General features: G+C 72.3%; 13 protein-coding genes. 5 read left to right on the top strand and 8 right to left on the bottom strand.

The genetic code is table 11. The features are described from left to right. Positions 1-120 precede the first annotated feature (120 nt). Positions 121-1,983, top strand: a complete 1,863-nt coding sequence (locus ACZ6S0_RS21050; protein ID WP_465920059.1) for an ABC transporter ATP-binding protein — start codon at positions 121-123, stop codon at positions 1,981-1,983. Positions 1,984-2,086: 103 nt separating this feature from the next. On the opposite strand, the gene ACZ6S0_RS21055 is transcribed toward ACZ6S0_RS21050, so the two are convergent. Continuing rightward, on the bottom strand, positions 2,087-2,599 hold the full coding sequence (locus ACZ6S0_RS21055; RefSeq protein ID WP_465920061.1) for a GtrA family protein: 513 nt from the start codon (positions 2,597-2,599) through the stop codon (positions 2,087-2,089). 578 nt (positions 2,600-3,177) lie between these two features. Beyond that, on the bottom strand, positions 3,178-3,909 hold the full coding sequence (locus ACZ6S0_RS21060) for a Stf0 family sulfotransferase (RefSeq protein WP_465920063.1): 732 nt from the start codon (positions 3,907-3,909) through the stop codon (positions 3,178-3,180). 439 nt (positions 3,910-4,348) lie between these two features. Here ACZ6S0_RS21060 and ACZ6S0_RS21065 point away from each other — a divergent pair, with 439 nt between their 5' ends. Then, positions 4,349-4,912 carry a hypothetical protein gene (locus tag ACZ6S0_RS21065; protein ID WP_465920064.1) on the top strand — a complete coding sequence of 188 codons (564 nt, stop codon included), beginning with the start codon at positions 4,349-4,351 and terminating at the stop codon, positions 4,910-4,912. Here ACZ6S0_RS21065 and ACZ6S0_RS21070 read toward each other — a convergent pair. The 5 genes from ACZ6S0_RS21070 to ACZ6S0_RS21090 form a co-directional block, all read right to left on the bottom strand. Further along, positions 4,866-5,588 carry a TetR/AcrR family transcriptional regulator gene (locus tag ACZ6S0_RS21070; protein WP_465920067.1) on the bottom strand — a complete coding sequence of 241 codons (723 nt, stop codon included), beginning with the start codon at positions 5,586-5,588 and terminating at the stop codon, positions 4,866-4,868. The genes ACZ6S0_RS21065 and ACZ6S0_RS21070 overlap by 47 nt on opposite strands. A 465-nt stretch (positions 5,589-6,053) precedes the next feature. Beyond that, positions 6,054-6,692 carry an HNH endonuclease family protein gene (locus ACZ6S0_RS21075; protein ID WP_465920070.1) on the bottom strand — a complete coding sequence of 213 codons (639 nt, stop codon included), beginning with the start codon at positions 6,690-6,692 and terminating at the stop codon, positions 6,054-6,056. Positions 6,693-7,072: 380 nt separating this feature from the next. Then, positions 7,073-8,515: an SLC13 family permease gene (locus ACZ6S0_RS21080; protein ID WP_465920071.1), complete on the bottom strand. Its 1,443-nt coding sequence runs from the start codon at positions 8,513-8,515 to the stop codon at positions 7,073-7,075. A gap of 25 nt (positions 8,516-8,540) precedes the next feature. Further along, positions 8,541-11,336 (bottom strand): FAD-binding and (Fe-S)-binding domain-containing protein, encoded by a 2,796-nt coding sequence (locus ACZ6S0_RS21085; protein ID WP_465920075.1) that lies wholly within the window; start codon positions 11,334-11,336, stop codon positions 8,541-8,543. Further along, entirely contained in the window at positions 11,333-12,487 is a 1,155-nt protein-coding gene (locus tag ACZ6S0_RS21090) for a pyridoxal-phosphate-dependent aminotransferase family protein (RefSeq protein WP_465920077.1), read from the bottom strand. The genes ACZ6S0_RS21085 and ACZ6S0_RS21090 overlap by 4 nt, the downstream gene beginning before the upstream one ends. Before the next feature lie 86 nt (positions 12,488-12,573). Here ACZ6S0_RS21090 and ACZ6S0_RS21095 point away from each other — a divergent pair, with 86 nt between their 5' ends. Then, entirely contained in the window at positions 12,574-13,296 is a 723-nt protein-coding gene (locus tag ACZ6S0_RS21095; protein ID WP_465920081.1) for an IclR family transcriptional regulator, read from the top strand. A 20-nt stretch (positions 13,297-13,316) separates the two neighbouring features. Here ACZ6S0_RS21095 and ACZ6S0_RS21100 read toward each other — a convergent pair whose 3' ends face one another. Next, a complete protein-coding gene (locus ACZ6S0_RS21100; protein WP_465920084.1) occupies positions 13,317-13,796 on the bottom strand; it encodes a copper chaperone PCu(A)C in 480 nt (159 codons plus the stop codon). Between the two features lie 169 nt (positions 13,797-13,965). On the opposite strand from ACZ6S0_RS21100, the gene ACZ6S0_RS21105 reads away from it, so the two are divergent. Further along, the gene (locus ACZ6S0_RS21105; protein WP_465920085.1) at positions 13,966-15,297 is read left to right on the top strand and encodes an MFS transporter; all 1,332 of its coding nucleotides are present in this window, start codon (positions 13,966-13,968) and stop codon (positions 15,295-15,297) included. A gap of 255 nt (positions 15,298-15,552) precedes the next feature. Beyond that, positions 15,553-17,928 carry a beta-xylosidase/alpha-l-arabinosidase gene (locus ACZ6S0_RS21110; protein ID WP_465920087.1) on the top strand — a complete coding sequence of 792 codons (2,376 nt, stop codon included), beginning with the start codon at positions 15,553-15,555 and terminating at the stop codon, positions 17,926-17,928. The last annotated feature ends 72 nt before the right edge of the window (positions 17,929-18,000 follow it).

The raw sequence follows: 18,000 nt of genomic DNA on the forward strand, positions 1-18,000 counted from the left end.
CAGGCGGGGCCGATCGCCTGCGCCGCCCGTGCGGACGGCGTGCCGGAGGCCGCCCGGCCAGGGGACCCGCGCCCCGAAAACCGAGCTGAAACTGTCGGTGTCCGCGTGCACACTCAATGCATGCAGAACGAGCCACTCGAACTCGGCGAGATCTCCACCTCTAGCTGGAACGCTCACACCGACAAGTTGGCGGAGGTCGGCTTCCTGACCATCGCCAGAAGGCTCCCGGCGCTCGTCGGCCAGGCGCTGCGCATGGCCTGGCAGGCGAGCCCGCGCGACACGGCGGCCACGGTCGCGCTCAACCTGCTCGGCGGCGTGTTCACCGCCTTCGGCCTGCTGGCCACCACCGGCGTGCTGACGGCGCTGTTCAGCGAGGGCCCCACCCCCGACCGCGTCGTCGCGGCGCTGCCCAGCCTGGTCATGGTCGGCGTGGCGGCCGTGCTGCGCACGACCACGCAGGCCGCCGCGGGCTGGGCGCAGTCCCGCCTCACCCCGCAGATCACCCGGCTCACCGAGGAGCGCCTCTACGGCCTGACCAGCCAGGTGGAGCTGGTCGCCTACGACGACCCCGACTTCCACGACTCGTTGGAGCGCGCCAACGGCCGCGGGGTCACGGTGGCCGACTCGGTGGTGTCCACGGCGGTCGACGTGGTCACCTCGGTCGTCGGCATCGCGGCCGCGGCGGGTGTCCTGGGGGTGCTGCACCCGGTGCTGCTCCCGTTGCTCCTGCTGGCCGTGCTGCCCGACGCCTGGGCGGCCGTGCGCAGCGCGCGCATGCGTTACTCCACGATCTACTCCCTCGTCCCGGCCCGCCGCCGTAAATGGATCATCGCCGACCTGCTGGCCGAGCGCGAGTCGGCGGCCGAGGTGCGCTCGTTCACGATGCGCGGCTTCCTGCTGCGCATGTACGACGCGGTGGCCAGGGCCGAGCAGGAGGAGATGCTCGGCCTGGCCCGTCGGCAGATGGTGGCCAGGCTCGTGGGCGAGGCGCTCGGCGGCGTGGGCACCGCGCTCGTCTACGTCGCCCTCGGCGTCCTGCTCGCCGTCGCGGCCATCCCGCTCGCGGTGGCGGGCACGGCGGTCCTGGCCATCCGCTCCGGCCAGACCTCGCTCTCCAGCCTCATGTACGCCACCAACCGCCTCTACGAGCAGGGCCTCTACTTCACCGACTTCCTCGACTTCTGCGCCGAGGCCGAGCGGCGGCTGGCCGGCCCGCGCCCGGTCGCCGCGCCCGACGGGTTCGAGTGCATCACGGCCGAGCAGGTCACCTTCACCTACCCCGGCGCCGACGAGCCCGCCCTGCGCGGGGTGTCCGTCGAGGTGAAGCAGGGCGAGGTGATCGCGCTCGTCGGCGAGAACGGCTCAGGCAAGTCCACCCTCGCCAAGATCCTCTCCGGCCTCTACGAGCCCGACACCGGCACCGTCCGCTGGGACGACACCGACCTGCGCCAGGTCAGCCCCGACGACCTGCGGCTGCGCACCGCCGTCATCGCGCAGGACCACACGCGCTGGCCCCTCACCGCCCGCTACAACATCACCATGGGCACCGGCAAGGGCGAGCCCGCCCTGCACACCGCCGCCGCGGTGGCCGGTGCCGACGAGGTCATCGCCGAGCTTCCGCACGGCTACCGCACGCTGCTCGACCGGCGCTTCAAAGACGGGCACGAGCTGTCGGGCGGTCAGTGGCAGCGCATCGCGGTGGCCCGCGGCTTCCACCGCGACGCCGTGCTGCTCATCTGCGACGAGCCCACCGCCGCCCTCGACGCCCGCGCCGAGCACGGCCTCTTCGAACGCATCCGCGCCCACGCCGACGGCCGCACCGTCCTGCTCATCACCCACCGCCTGGCCAGCGTCCGCTACGCCGACCGCATCTACGTCCTCGACCACGGCACGGTCATCGAGCAGGGCGACCACGACACCCTGATGTCCCTCGACGGCCTCTACGCCGACCTCTACACCCTCCAGGCAGCCGCCTATCGATAGCCCTTCGAGCGGTGTGCGGCGGTTGTCCGGGGGCCGGGCTTGCGGGGCGCGGCAGCGGCATGAGCCGGTCCAGCCGCCGAAACGGCTTCCGGATGCGCTGCCATCAAGCAGCCTCGTCCGTGGGATCGGGGGTGGGAGCCAGCCGCACGCGGTCGGGGTGGGCCTTCTCGTCGGGGAAGACCCACTTCCGGAGCGCCCAGAAGCGGAAGACCATGGCGATCAGCGTGCCGATGATCTGCGCGCTCATGAAGTCGGCGATCTCCTGGGTCACCAGGCTCACGTCCGGGGTCTCCAGGCGGAACACGTACCGGGAGATCCATAGCGGTGCGGAGCTGAGCACCAGGCCGACGCCACTGACCAGGAAGAACAGCGCTGCCTCGTGACGGCGCTCGCGGCCGCCCCTGGTCCGGAACGACCATTCGCGATTCAGCACGTAGGACACGATCGTCGCCACGAGCACCGCGATGACCTTCGCGGTCACCGGCTTCGGCTCCAGAACGGTGAGCTTCAGCCCATAGAACACCGCGTTGTCCACCAAGAACGTCGTTCCACCCACCACCGCGAACTTCAGCAGTTCACGGTGCTTCAGGGCAAGTGCGTGCAGCGGTTCCGGCAATCTTGCGAGTACCGCGTCTGCTATTCGGAGCACCCCCGATCTTCTCACCAGCCGGACACCCTGGTGACAAGATTTGCGGGACCCGGCTGGAACCGCACTTGGCGACGAATCCACGTGATCGCGAGCCTGGACGACGCTCCGCGATGCCGGACCTCACGGGATCTGGTGATCCCCGGGGCGGGACGTCCCGTAGATCGATCTGCCATCGTCACCCTCGATCGTCAGTGAAGCCGTCGCCGAGTGCGGCGGTGACGCTCCCGCCCTCCCGCCCTCTCAGCCGAATCGACGACCGGCTGCCTTGCGGTCCGGGGGCGGTGGCACGTGTGCTGACCTCCATCGATCCCGAACTCACCTGCGCCCCGCCACACCGTGTGGTCGACGCGCTCGGTGCAGGCGACCGCCCGAACTCCGGGCTCCAGGGTGCGTTCGCCAGGATGCTCGCATTGTTCCGTTCGGGGCGTCCCAGGACCACTCGGTGTGGGCCTGGCTGGCGGGCGGGCGCGATCGCGGGGCCGCGCTGGGCCTACCGATGAGGGCGAAGGACGCCGGGGCGGGCGCGGGCCGTTCGACGCCACGGGTCACAGAGGACGTGCCGCGAGAGACCTGCGAAGAGCGAGGGTCCAGTTCTCGTTCACCTCGTCGGCCTGCTTCCGGTGGGGCGACCTGGGTTGCCACCCCGGAGGCACGGCAATCCGCAGTCGAGCGGCGATCCCTTCGACGACCGCGCCCGGATCGCCCACCAACTGCTCGTAGGTGACCACGTGCGGTGACACTCCCTGCGAGCGGAACCAGGACTCCCACGCCTGGTTGTGTTGACGGATGGTCTCCAGCAACTGGCGCATCTGATCGATGTTCTCGTGCGGCCGCCGCAGCGCTTCGTCGCCCTGCTGCCAATAGCCCGTCTGTTCTGCCCGAGACCAAGAGACTGCCTGGGCGACCAGATCCTCGCGCCGTAGGTGGACCAACGTCAGGGGCCCGAGTACGCGTTCCAGGGTCGCGATGTCCGTCTCGTCGCGGGACTCCCGGAGTCCGTCCGTGACCCGCTCCAGCGAACCCCACATGATTCGGATACCGAAGACGCCGTTCTCGGTCCTGGCTTCGCCGGAAACAGCCCCGACGAAGCCCCGGTAGTCGCGCGCCCTTGCGCCCTCGATCGGCACACCGAGGCGCTGAGCCCAGGTTGCTTCGTCCGGTTCGCGAAAATAGGACTCGGGTCGGCCGAGTACTCCCGTTGAGCCCAACAGGCTGCACAACAAGGTGCTCCCGGTCCGCGGGGTCCCACAGAGGAGGTAGCCGGATCGTACTGCCATGGTCGGAGGCTACGGCAACGGCGTGCACGAACTCAATGATCTTTACCGTCCCCGCTCGGGTGAGCGGGCTCCTGCCGACCGTCCGGCAGTTGTCGGGTCGCCGGGCGACGCGCTCGCACGCCAGGCGCGACGTCTGTCCACTCTCGGCGCGTGGGCGATCGCTCACACAGGACGACAGGGCTCCTGTGCGCCGATCCCTGATTCCCGCGTTTCTGCGGCAGTCGGTGCTCACTCCGTCGTAGGCCGGGTGCGAGCGGAGGGCGGTCGCGGCGTTCCGGATCGCTTTCCTGGCAGAGGGGACGTCGGGCGGAGGTCGGTGATCCGAGTTTCCACATGGTGACTTGTACTTAGTTCAAGAGCTGTCTAGGCTGGCGTTGAACTAAGTGCAAGGCTGTGGTCTTGCGATCTTGCGTGCTCTGTGTCTGTGGAGGGCTTCGCCGTGCCTGTTTCCGTCGTCGTCGCCTCGACGCTGCAGTTCCTGCTCGCGGCGACCTTCCTCGCACTCGCGCTCGCCGTCCACACCCACGGCGCACGCGCGCAGCGGGCCGCCGAAGCGGTCGTGACGGGGAAGGGGCTGGCGGTCGACGTCCTCGCCCGGCATCGGATCAAGTTCGCCGAGAGCGTGGCGGAGCTGATGTTCCCCGTCTCCATCGCGGGCGTGCTCGCGGTGCTGGGCGTGCTGGGGCTGGCCGGTGCGGGGGCCGGGCGGATCCTGTCGTGGGTCGTCGCGGGGGTCCTGATGACCGCGGGCGGGCTGGTGACCGGGAGTCAGGTGTTCGCGGGCCGGGTGGTGGTGGCGGCGTTCATGAAGTCGTCCGATCCGGCCGTACGCGCGCTCGACGGCCGTGCGGTGGTCGAGGCGGCGGAACGGGCGTTCCCCGGCTGGCTCCGGCCCGTGATCGTGACCCGGTTCGTGCTGACGACGCTGGGCTCGCTCGTGGTCATCGTCCTGCTGGCTACTCCGGGCGCGAGCGCGTACTTCGGGGGGCCCGGCTTCGGGTAGTGCGGGCGGCCAGCCGGGCCTCCAGGCCGTCGAGGATGACGTCCAGGCCGAACGCGAAGGTGTCCTCGTCGGGCAGCGACGCGACCTCGTACACCGAGGGTGTCATGCGGGCGCGCAGCCGGGGGAAACGTCCCGCGATCTCGCCGATCCGCGCCACGGTGTCGCGCAGCCGCTCGTCCTCGTCGGCGCCCGCCCGGCGCAGGCGGGCCCGCAGGGCCAGCTCCCCGGCCTCGCCGTGCGCGGCGCCGATCACGTACATGAGCACCGTGGCCGCCGCCTGGTCGGCGTCGGCGGCGCTGAACCCGGCCGACTCGTAGACGGCCAGGCAGTGGTCGTCGTAGCGGGCCTTGCCCGGGCCGTACACGAGGTGGGTGCTCATCGCGGGCAGGAGCCAGAAGTGGCGGCCGATCATGCTGTGGGCACCCGAGGCCAGCGCGGCGGCGGCCGCCCGCCACCCGGTCCCGGCGGGGTCGGGCAGCTCGATCTCGTCCCATACGTGGTCGGCGGCCAGCACGATCAGCTCGTCCTTGCTCTTGACGTGCCAGTAGACGGCCGTGGCCGCCGCGCCGAGCTGGGTGCCCAACCGCCGCATGTTCAGGCCGTCGACCCCCTCGGCGTCGAGCACCGCCACAGCGGCCCGGACGATCTGGTCACGGGTCAACGTCTCGCGCGGCATGAGGACAACCTAGCGGCACGCGCCGACCCCGCAGAAACCTCGGCGGCCGGGTCGGGAGGGGGATACGAGGCGGCCCTCCGGACCCCGCCCTCGGGCTCGGATCCGTGGCCGGTGCTTGCTCACCAGGGCGTCCCCTGGGCCTTCCGGCGAGATGACGAGGATCGGTTTCTCGACCACCGCACTCACCGACGCCCTGCATGCCGTACGCCAAGGCCGGGCCCTGACACCTGATCACCTGGCCGCCGTGCGAGAGATGCATGAGAGTCTCGGGGGCGGTGGGAGGGACGTCCCTTCGCCGTGCGTGAGCAGGACGATCAGCGGTGGTGGCGCCGGGTCGCGGCGAACGCCGTCCGCCATGGCCTGCGGTCGGTCGGCGACGCGGCGCTCGCCGCTTGCCGGGGCGGCCCGGCCGGGGCGGGCGGCCGGGCCGGGTGGGGGAGCGGGGGGTGGGTTGTCTCGCCTGGGTCAGCAGGCGGAGAGCAGGCTGTTGAGTGCCGACTTCTCCGAGCTGTCCACCGTCAGGTTCCAGTACCACTTGACCTGGATCCAGGAGCGGGCGTAACGGCAGCGCTCGGCCGAGCGCGGCGGCTGCCACTCGGCCGGGTCCTGGTCCGACTTCGACTGGTTGACGTTGTCCGTGACGGCCCACAACTGCGGCCCGCCCAGGTCGTTGGCGAACTGCTGGCGGCGGGCGGTGGTCCACGACCAGGCGCCCGACGCCCACGCCTCGGCCAGCGGGACCATGTGGTCGATGTCGACGTCGCTGGCGGCGGTCCAGGTCGCCCCGTCGTACGGGCTGTACCAGGAGCCGGAGGTGGCCGCGCAGGAGGAGTCCGTCACCACGTTGGTGCCGTCCCGCTTGAGGACCTCCTCGCGGGTGTTGCAGGAACCGCTGACGGTGATCCAGTGCGGGAACAGCGCCCGGTCGTACGTGCTGCCGTGCGACTCGGCCGAGACGACGAGCGAGGCCAGGCGGCTCGCGGCGGTGGAGGCGGAGGGGATGTTCGGGGGGATGGCGGTCGCGGGCTGCGCGGTGACCGTCAGGGTGAGGGCGGTGGCGCAGGCGAGGGTGAGGGCGGCGGGTAACGTCCGGTCGCGGTGCATGAGGGGTCGAGCCCTTCTGCCGCCGTCCTCGGACCGGCGCGGTTGCCGGTCAGAGGGCGAGGAGGGCGGGCACTTCGACGGTGACAGCGTCCGGTTGGTCCATATATAGCCAGTTTTGCCGAGCTGTCAGGAGGGGGTTGATGGAGTCCTGACATTGGTCGTCAGAGGGCTGCCACGGGGTTCGTCAGCGTTGGGGAGGTGTTCACCGGCACGTCAGGAGCGTCCACCGGAGAGGCGCCGGATCGGCCTGGGCGGCCGAGAACGGCCGAGGGCGGTCGCGAATGGCCGGGGGCGGTCGCGAATGGGCGCGAATGGGCGCGAATGGGCGCGAATGGTTGACAGCGGCTCCGGGTCGGTGGATGGGGCCCGGAGCCGCCGGGTCAGCCGAGCCAGCCGGGGACCACCAGCACGGCCCACGCCGCCACGGGGGCCACCACGACGATCACGCCGCCGTACGCCAGGAGCCTGCGGTAGAAGTCGTCCCGCTGCATGCCCCGGACGTTGGCCACCAGCAGCGCCCCCGTCGTGGAGAACGGGCTGACGTCCACGATCGCCGACGTCACCGACAGCGCCGCGATCATCGCGATCGGCCCCAGCGTGCCCTGCGACAGCAGCGGTACGGCCATCGGCACCAGCGTGCCGAGGATGCCCACGGTCGAGGCGAAGGCCGACACGACGCCGCCGACGTAGCAGATCAGCAGCGCCACCAGCAAGGGGACGCCGAGCGCGGCCACCGCGGAGCCCACGTAGTCGACGGTGCCGATCTCCTGCAGGACACCCGCGTACGTGACGACGCCGCAGATGAGCAGCACCGTCGGCCAGGCCACCTTCTCCACCGCGCCCTTGTTGGACCTGGGGGAGGTGAGGGAGAGCACGACGGCCACGGTGACGGCGGTGAGGCCGACGTCCAGCTTGAACGCCAGCACCGCCACGCAGAGCGCGAGGATGCCGAACAGCGTCAGCGCCTGGTGAGCGGTGAGGCGCAGGCCGCCGCCCGTCGCGGCAGAGGTGGCGGTGGCGGGGGCGACCGCGGTCCCCACCCCGCCGGAGCCACCGGACGCGGACGTGGCGGATGGCGGTTCAGCGGTGGCGGGGGCGGGCGTGCTGGGTGTGGGGGAGCCGGTGGCGGGGGCGTCGGGTGTCGTGGCGGTGCCGCGTGCGCCCGGCGACGGGTCATGGCCGGGCGCGTTCGCGGTCGCCGCGCGGAGGGCGCCGCGCCGCAGCAGGTCGCGGCCGTCGAAGACGAAGAAGACGATCAGGGCCGCGGCGGCGTTGAGCGCGAAGCTGGACAGGAACAGCACCAGGTCGCTGGTCGGCAGGTTCGCGTCCTTGGCGACGCCGTTCACGATCCCGCCGAGCACGCTGATCGGCGAGAACGCGCCCGCCTGCGTCCCGTGCGCCACCATGAGCCCGATCAGCATCGGATGGATCCGGTAGTCGGCGGCGAACCCGAACGCGATCGGCGCCAGGATCGCCGCCACCGCCGGGGCCGGCGCGCCCACGGCCGTCAGGAGTGCCGAGATCACGAACACGACCGGCGGGATGGCCGCCAGCCGCCCCCGTACGAGGTGCACCGCCGCCCGTACGAGCCAGTCCACCGTGCCGTTGTTGGTGGCGATCGCGAACAGGAGCGTCACGCCGACGAGGATCACGAACAGGCTGCCGGGGAAGGCCCCGAAGATGTCGTCGGTGCTCATGCCCGCGGCCAGCGTCCCGACCAGGAAGGCGCCGACGAGGGCCAGCGCCCCCAGGTTCACGGGGAAGACGGTGGCCACCACGAACATGGCGATGAGGGCGAGAATGGACAGGAGCTCTGCGGACACTGCTTACTCCGATCTCCCCCGAGCGTCAGTGCGGTCCGGCCGCCTCGTGGACGAGTTCGACCGGGTGGCGGGCCACGCGGCCCGCGCCGTGGGCGATCTGCTGGCGGCACGAGACCCCCGTGGCCGCGAGCAGCGTGTCGGGTGCGGACGCGGCGATCGCGGGGAAGAGCCGGAGACCGCCGATCTTCATGGACAGGTCGTAGTGCTCGGCCTCGAAGCCGAACGATCCGGCCATCCCGCAGCAGCCGGCGTCCAGCTCTGTCACCTCCGCTCCCGGGATCCTGGACAGCAGCGCGCGGGTGGCGGCGGTGCCGGTGACGGCCTTCTCGTGGCAGTGGCCGTGCAGGAGGATCTCGCGCCCGCGCAGCGCGTCCCCCAGCTCCAACGCGCCGTCGTCGATGGCCTCCGTGAGCAGTTCCTGGACGAGCCGGGCGCGCGCCGCCACCGCCGCCACCCGCGGATCGCCCGGGAGCAGGGCGGCGTACTCGTCCTTCAGGGTCAGCAGGCAGGACGGCTCCAGGCCGACGATCGGCGCGTCGGAGGCGGCCAGGCGGTCGACCATCTGCCCGGCCATGGCCCTGGCGCGGTCGAGCAGGCCCTTGGAGATGCTGGAGCGGCCGCAGCAGCCCTCGGCCTCCAGCCGTACCCGGTAGCCCGCGCGTTCCAGCAGTTCGACGGCGGCGCGGCCGATGGCGGGCTCGCTGTAGGTGGTGAAGGAGTCCGCGAGCAGGATGACCTCCTTGCGTCCGGATGCGGCGCCGTCCTGCCCGGGGGCGGGGCGGCGGGCGTACCAGCGCAGGAGGTTGTCGCGCAGGAAGCGGGGCAGCGGGCGGCGGCGGCTCAGCCCGAGGGGGCCGCGGACGGCGCCGGCCAGCCAGTTCGACAGCGGCGCGGTGGCCGAGCCGAGCCGGTTGAGCGTCCTGATCGCGCCGAACGCCCGCGAGCGCAGCGGCACGCCGTGCAGCTCCTGGTACTGGTGGAGGAACTCGCTCTTGAGCGCCGCCATGTCCACCCCGAGCGGGCACTCCGACTGGCACGCCTTGCACTCCAGGCACAGGTCGAGGATCCCGTGCAGCCGCTCGTCGCCCATCGCCCGCCGCGGGTCGGGCGAGGACAGTGCCTTGACCAGGGCGTTGGCGCGGCCCCGGGTGGAGTGCTCCTCCTCGCGGGTGCCCATGTACGACGGGCACATGACGCCCGTGTCGTCCTTGCGGCACACGCCGACGTTCATGCACCGGTCGGCGGCGGCGAACATGCCGTCCGCCCCGAACGACAGGGTGGTGGCCAGCGGGCGCGGCTGCGGCATGGCCGGGTCGCGCAGGTGGTCGGTCATCGGCGGCGCGTCCACGATCTTGCCGGGGTTCAGCCGGTTGTGCGGGTCGAAGACGTGCTTGACCTGCCGCATCGCCTCGTAGATCCGCTCGCCGAACAGGCGCCGGTTGAACTCGGAGCGGGCCAGCCCGTCGCCGTGCTCGCTGGAGTTGACGCCGCCGTGCCGGGCGGTCAGGTCGGCGATCTCCTCGGCCACCGCGCGCATCGTGCCGATCTCGTCGGGGGCGCGCAGGTCCACGAACGGGCGGATGTGCAGGCAGCCGACCGAGCAGTGCCCGTAGAACCCGGCCCGCAGGCCGTGCCGGTCGAGGATCCGGGCGAACTCCTCGACGTACGGCAGCAGCCGGTCCGGCGGGACGGCCGTGTCCTCGACGAACGCCAGCGGCCTGCGGCTGCCCACGCTGGAGGCCATCAGCAGGCCGAGCCCGGCCTTGCGGACCTTGAGCACGGCGGCCTGCTGCTCGGCGGTGACCGCCCTGAGCGTGTGGTAGCCGTGGCCGGCGGCCTGCCAGGTGGCGGCCAGCTCGTCCACGCGGTCGGCCACCTCGCCCGGGGTGTCGCCGAAGAACTCCACGAACAGCAGCGCCTCGGGGTCGCCCGCCAGGATGTCGCCGAGGCCGGCGTAGTCGACCCGCTGCCTGGACAGGTCGAGGATGGCCTTGTCGAGCAGTTCGACCGAGGCGGCGCCGAAGGCCAGCGCGTCGCCGGTGGCGGCGATGGCGGCCGGGGTGGAGGTGAAGTGGCCGACCGCGATGGCCTTGGCCCTGGGCAGGTCGACCAGGCCCACCGTGGCCTCGGTCACCACGGCCAGCGTGCCCTCCGACCCGACGATCAGCTTCGTGAGGTCGAGGCCGCCGTCACGGGTGGCGGCGTCGAGGCGGTAGCCGCCCGAGTGGCGCCAGAAGCGGGGGAAACCCGACAGGTCGAGGCCGTTCAGCACCTCGCCCACCGCCGTCCGCAGCCGGGCGTCGGTGGCCAGGTCGGGGGTGGTGGCGTCGGCCAGCACCACCCGCAGCGCCTCGACGTGGTCGATCGTGGAGCCGTACAGGACGGAGTGGCTGCCGGCCGAGTTGTTGCCGATCATGCCGCCGATGGTGGCGCGATTGCTGGTGGAGGTGTCGGGGCCGAACATCAGCCCGTGCTTGCGGGCCGCCCGGTTGAGCTGGTCCTGTACGACGCCGGGCTGCACCCGCGCGGTACGGCCGTCGATCTCGAGGATGCGGTTCATGTGCCGGGAGAAGTCCACGATGACCGCCGCGCCCACCGTCTGCCCGGCCAGGCTGGTGCCCGCCCCGCGCGGCAGCACCGGCACGCCCAGCTCGCCGCAGGCCGCCACCAGGGCCTGGACGTCGTCGGCGTGCCGGGGGAAGGCGACGGCGAGCGGTTCGATGGCGTACATGCTGGCGTCGGAGGCGTACAGGTGCCTGGTGTAGGGGTCGTCCCTGACGTCGCCGGCCAGGAGCGGGCCCAGCGTACGGGCCAGGCTCATCGACCGCCCTCCCCGCCCGCACCCTCCAGGTACGCCAGCGCCGCCCGCGTGCCGCCCTCCTTGATCGGCACCCCGGCGGCGCTCAGCCCCATCTCGACCCCGCTCAGCGTGCCGGCCAGCGTCAGGTCGTTGAAGTGGCCCAGGTGCCCGATCCGGAACACCCGCCCGGCCAGCCGTCCGAGCCCGGTGCCGAGCGACATGTCGTAGCGGTCGAGGATCAGCCGTCTGACCGCGTCGGCGTCGTGCCCTTCCGGCGTCAGCACGGCCGTGAGCGAGCTGGAGTGCTCGCGCTCGTCGGCGCAGAGCACCTCCAGCCCCCAGCCGCGCACGGCCCTGCGGGTCGCCTCGGCGTGCCGGTCGTGCCGGGCGAAGACCGCGTCCAGGCCCTCCTCCTCCAGCATGAGGAGGGCCTCGCGCAGGCCGTACAGCAGGTTGGTGGGCGGCGTGTACGGGAAGAAGCCCTGCCGGTTGGCCGCGACGATCGGCTCCCAGTCCCAGTACGAGCGCGGCAGCCGCCCCCGGTGCGCCAGCGCCTTCTCGCTGACCGCGTTGAACCCGAGGCCGGGCGGCAGCATCAGCCCCTTCTGCGAGCAGCCCACGGTCACGTCCACGCCCCACTCGTCGTGGCGGTAGTCCATCGAGCCCAGGGACGAGATCGTGTCCACCAGCAGCAGCGCCCCGTGCCCGGCCCGGTCGAGGGCGGCGCGGATCTCCTGGACGCGGCTGCGTACGCCGGTCGAGGTCTCGTTGTGCACCACCATGACGGCGGCGACGTCGGGCGTGAGGTGCTCGGCGACCAGGCCGGGATCGGCGCCGTGCCGCCAGTCGCCGGGCACCACGTCGACCACGAGCCCCAGCCGCGCGGCCATCTCGCACCACAGCGTGGAGAAGTGCCCGGTCTCGAACGCCAGCACCCTGTCTCCCGGCGACAGCGTGTTGACCAGCGCCGCCTCCCAGGCTCCGGTGCCCGACGAGGGGTATACCACCACGTGGCCGGACGTGCTGAACACCGTCTTCAGCCGTTCGAGCAGCTCGCCGGCGAGCCGGGCGAAGGCCGGCCCGCGATGGTCGATCGTCGGCTGCGCGATGGCGCGCAGCACGCGGTCGGGAACGTTGGTCGGCCCCGGGATCTGCAGGAAGTGCCGGCCCACTCTCTCCACCTCCGTGCCATCACACGGCACGGCGTGCCGCTGTGCGGTTCATTAAGATTAAAATCACCCCGCAGAGGAGTCAATGCATGCAGAACGTGATCAACGCCCTCCGGGTGCTCGAAGAGGTCGCCGCCCGCCAGCCCGTCGGCGTGGGCGAGCTGGCCCGTGGGCTGGGTCTGCCCAAGAGCACGGTGCAGCGGTCGCTGATGACGCTGCGCGAGGCGGGGTGGATCAGGCCCGCCGGGGGCGAGGTCACGCGCTGGCAGGTGACGAGCAAGGCGTTACAGGTCGCGCGCAGGACCGAGCTGGGGCTGCGCGACGCGGCCATCCCGGTCATGGAGGAGCTGCGCCGGAGCACCGGCGAGACCATCCACCTGATGGTGCCCGAGGGTGACGCGGTCGTGCTCATCGAGCGGCTGGAGACCGACAAGCCGCTGCGGATCGTGCTGCCGCTGGGCATCCGGCTGCCGCTGCACGCCTCCGCCAACGGCAAGGCCGTCCTCGCCCACGTGCTGGCCCGTACGGACCTTCCGCTCGCCGACCTGCCCGGCTACACCGACACCACGATCACGGACCCCGGCGCGCTGCGGGCCGAACTGGCGGCCGTGCTGGCCCGCGGGTACGCCGACAACCGCGGCGAATGGCGCTCCGACATCGCCGCCGTCGCCTCCGCCGTCCTGGGCCCCGAAGGCCCGATCGCCACGCTGTCCGTCTCCACCCCGGCCAGCCGCATGCCCGAGGACCTGCGCGCGGAGTACGGCAAGCTCGTCACCCGCGCGGCCGGGACCCTGACCGACTCGCTCGGCTGACCGGGGCCGGACCCGGTGGTCTACGGCTGGGGCGATGCCGCCGGCGCGGGCGTGAGGTTCGCGAACCAGCCGATCCGCAGCTTGATCGGCACCGACACCCGCACCGGCTCGGTGTTGCGGAAGGTGAACGTCATCGGCACCGACGTCCCGCTCACCCCGCTCAGCGTGCCGATCGGCCTGCTGCCGGTGCCGACCGGCCGGTTGGGCGGCAGCGTGAGCGGCTCGACGAGCCGTACGGAGCCGCCTCCGGGGACGCTGATCCGCTCCACCTGGTCCGCCCGCGGACCGTCGTTGATCAGCACGGCGAACAGGCTCATCTGGGACGAGGGCGAGGCCGGGTCGGTGTTGCTGAGCAGGAAGGCGTTGCGCAGGTAGAGGGTGCCCACGTCGGCGTTGGCCCCGTCGTTCTTCGGGGCCCTGTTCTCCTTGCTGAACTCCACGGTCGCGCAGCCGCAGGTCACCAGGACCACGGCGATCGCGGCGGAGACGATGGGACGCATCGCTCAACCCCTCCTCTCGGCGTGACCATCCCGCTACCCTCCGGAGCCGCCGCCAACCAGCCCGCGTCACAGGGGCGCGCCCGTTTCGAGCTGGTTTCCAAGTGGTGACCGTAGATCATGCATGATGTACCGTCGCCGTTGACGCGTGACCTACCCCCAGGAGCGGTAGATGGCTGAGCGGCAAGGACCCGACGCGACAGGTCAGCAGAAGAGACGGCAACTGGTCCGGGCGGTGGTCGCCTCCGCCGTGGGCACCTCGATCGAGTGGTACGACTTCTTCCTCTACGGCTTCGCCGCCAGCACCATCTTCGCGGAGCTGTTCTTCCCGACCAGCGACCCGACGACCGGCCTCCTGCTCGCCCTGGGCACCTACTTCGGCGGCTTCGCCGCCCGCCCCATCGGCGCGGCGATCTTCGGCCACTACGGCGACCGCATCGGCCGCAAGGCCACGCTGATCATCACCCTGATGACCATGGGCATCGCCACCGCCCTGGTCGGCCTCGTGCCCACGTACGAGCAGATCGGCATCTGGGGCGGCATCCTGCTCACCGCCCTGCGGCTGCTCCAGGGCATCAGCGTCGGCGGCGAATGGGGCGGCTCCGTGCTGCTGGCCACCGAGTGGGGCAAGACGCGCGGCGGCAAACGCGGCTTCCTCGGGAGCTGGCCGCAGTTCGGCGTGCCCGTCGGGCTCGTGCTCGGCTATCTGGCGCTGCAGATCTTCGAGCCGCTGCACCCGTACTGGGGGTGGCGCATCCCGTTCCTGCTCAGCATCGTGATGGCGGCCGTCGGGCTCTACATCAGGCTCGGCATCCTGGAGACGCCGGTCTTCGCCAAGGTCGTCAGGGAGAACAGGGTCGAGCGCGTGCCCGTCCGCCAGGTGCTGGCCAGGAACTGGCGGGAGATCGTGCTGAGCGCGCTGCTGCGGACGGGTCAGCAGGCGCCGTTCTACATCTTCACCGTCTTCATCCTGACCTACGCCACCAAGACGCTGGGGTTCCAGGCGAGCGACGTGTACACGTACGTGATCGCGGCCGGGGTGGTGTCGCTGTTCACGGTGCCGTTCTGGGGGTACATCTCGGACCTCGTGGGGCGCAGGCGCCTCTACATGGTGGGCGCGGCGCTCATGGTGGTCTGGTCGTTCGTCTACTGGCCGCTGCTCGACACCCGCGTCCCCGCGCTGGTGTTCCTGGCCATCGTGCTGTCGGCGCCCATCCACGACATCCAGTACGGGCCGCAGGCCACGTTCATCGCGGAGAGCTTCACCGGGCGGCTGCGCTACAGCGGCTCCTCGCTGGGCTACCAGCTCGCCTCGCTGACGGCCGGCGGGCCCGCGCCGCTGATCGCGGTGTGGCTGTACGCGACGTACCAGAGCTCGTTCTCCATCGCCGTCTACATGGCGATCTGCGCGGCCATCAGCGTGGTGGCCGCGTACGCGCTGAAGGACCGTTCGCAACAGGACTACGCCGTCGAGTACGACGAGGCCCGGCCCTCGTCCGGTTAGGCATCCAGGACCCGAAACTTTCGGAGATCCTGGTGTCCGGCCGGTCCGCGGACCGGCCAGGGGCCCGGTGGGGAGCGCCGTCGGCGAACGCCGCAATGTGGCAGGTTGGCGGCGCTCTTGACATGCCCGCGAACGGGCTCGTATGTTGCCGCAAGATTAGACAGATCCTCTTGAAACTTTCGGCGTCGCCCCGCATGACACCCCCGCTCGCGCCGCGGGCCGACGCCGTGAGCCGTGACGGGGTGAAGGGACGGCATGAGGGGCCAGGAACCGATCGACACCAGCTCGGCGTCCGTAGAGAGCGGGCAGTGGCGGGACGCCCGGCTGCCGCCCGCGGAACGCGCCGGCGCGCTCATCCCGCTGATGACCCTTGAGGAGAAGGTCGCCCAGCTCGTCGGCTTGTGGGCGGGCGCCGACGCCTCGGGCGGCGGCGTCGCCCCGCACCAGACCGACCTGGGCGGCGGCCCCGAGTGGGCGGACGCCATCCGGCAGGGGCTGGGCCAGCTCACCCGGCCGTACGGCACCGCGCCGGTCGATCCCGTCGCCGCGGCGCGCTCGCTGGCCGCCTCCCAGGGCGAGATCGTGCGGGCGAGCCGGTTCGGGATCCCGGCCCAGGTGCACGAGGAGTGCCTGACGGGGTTCGCCGCCTGGCGGGCGACGGTCTACCCGGCACCGCTGAGCTGGGGCGCCTCCTTCGACCCCGAGCTGGTCGAGGAGGTCGCCGGGCGGATCGGACGGTCCCTGCGCGCCGCGGGCGTCCACCAGGGCCTGGCCCCGGTGCTGGACGTGACCAGGGACTACCGCTGGGGGCGTACCGAGGAGACGATCGGGGAGGACCCGTACCTGGTGGGCACGGTCGGGGCGGCGTACGTGCGCGGGCTGGAGGGCGCCGGGGTCGTCGCGACGCTCAAGCACTTCGCCGGCTACTCCGCCTCGCGCGGCGGACGCAACCTCGCGCCCGTCGCGATGGGGCGGCGGGAGCTGGCCGACGTCGTGCTGCCGCCGTTCGAGATGGCTCTGCGCCTGGGCGGCGCGCGCTCGGTCATGAACTCCTACGCCGAGATCGACGGCGTGCCCGTGGCCGCCGACGAGGGCCTGCTGACCGGCCTGCTGCGCGAGGAGTGGAGCTTCACCGGCACGGTGGTCGCCGACTACTTCGCGGTCCGCTTCCTGGAACGGCTGCACGGCGTGGCCGCGGACGCGGGGGCGGCCGCCGGGCTCGCGCTCAAGGCCGGCGTCGACGTCGAGCTGCCCACGGTCGACACGTTCGGCGCCCCGCTCGTCGAGGCGGTCAAGGCGGGGGCCGTGGCCGAGGCGCTGGTCGACCGCGCCGTGCTCCGCGTGCTGACGCAGAAGGCCGAGCTGGGCCTGCTCGACGAGGGGTGGCGGCCGTTGCCGGGACCCGCCGACGAGGTGCGGCTCGACGACGAGGAGAATCAGGAGCTCGCCCTGCGGCTGGCGCGCGAGGCCATCGTGCTGCTGCGGAACGATGACGACCTCCTGCCGCTGGCCGCGGGGCGACGGGTGGCCCTGGTGGGGCCGGTCGCGGACGACCCGATGGCGATGCTGGGCTGCTACGCCTTCCCCGCGCACGTCGGCCCGCACCCCGAGCACGGGCTCGGGGTCGACCTGCCGTCGCTGCGCGAGGCGCTCGCCCGGTTCGTCCCTGACCTGGCGTACGCGCCGGGCTGCGGCGTCACCGGCGACGACACCTCCGGCCTCGCCGAGGCCGTCGAGCTGGCCGGGCGCAGCGACGTGTGCGTGCTGGCCGTCGGCGACCGGGCCGGGCTGTTCGGGCGCGGCACCTCCGGCGAGGGCTGCGACGCCACCGACCTGCGCCTGCCCGGCGTGCAGCCCGAGCTGGTCAGGGCCGTGCTCGCGACCGGCACGCCCGTGGTGCTGGTGCTGCTGGCCGGCCGTCCGTACGCCCTGGGCGCAGAGGTGGTGGCGGCCAAGGCCGTCGTCTGCGGGTTCTTTCCCGGCCAGCGCGGCGGCCAGGCGCTGGCCGAGGTGCTGACCGGCGCGGTGAACCCGTCCGGACGCCTGCCGGTCGGCGTGCCGCGCGACGCGGGCGGCCTGCCCGCGACCTACCTGGCCCCGCCGCTCGCCCACCGCTCCGAGGTGTCGTCCGTGGACCCGACGCCCGCGTACCCGTTCGGGCACGGCCTGAGCTACACGACGTTCGAGTGGAGCGACGCGCACGTGCCGGGCCGCGCCGCTCCCGGCGTCACGGAGTGGGCGGTGGACGGTGAGGTGGCCGCCGAGGTGACGGTCCGCAACACCGGCTCGCGCGCCGGGGCGGAGGTGGTGCAGCTCTACCTGCACGACCCGGTCGCGCAGACGACCAGGCCGGTGGTCCGCCTGATCGGGTACGCGCGCGTGCCGCTGGAGGCGGGGGAGAGCGCGCGGGTGAGCTTCACCGTCCCTGCGGACGTCACCTCGTTCACGGGGGCGCACGGGCGGCGCGTCGTCGAGCCGGGGGACGTCGAGTTGCGGCTCGGCCGTTCGTGCGCGGACGTCGTGGCGACCCTGCCGCTGCGCCTGACGGGCGGGGAACGCGAGGTCGGCCACCGGCGGCACCTGCTCGCACCGGCGCGCGTCGACCGCGTTCCGCGTGAGGGCCGAGGCTGAGCACCCTCGGGACGCCGCCCCGGGGGCGCGGTCCCTAAGGTGTGGCGAGCCCCGGCAGCGGTTCCTAAGGTG

The organism is Nonomuraea sp. NPDC051298, from assembly GCF_055586305.1.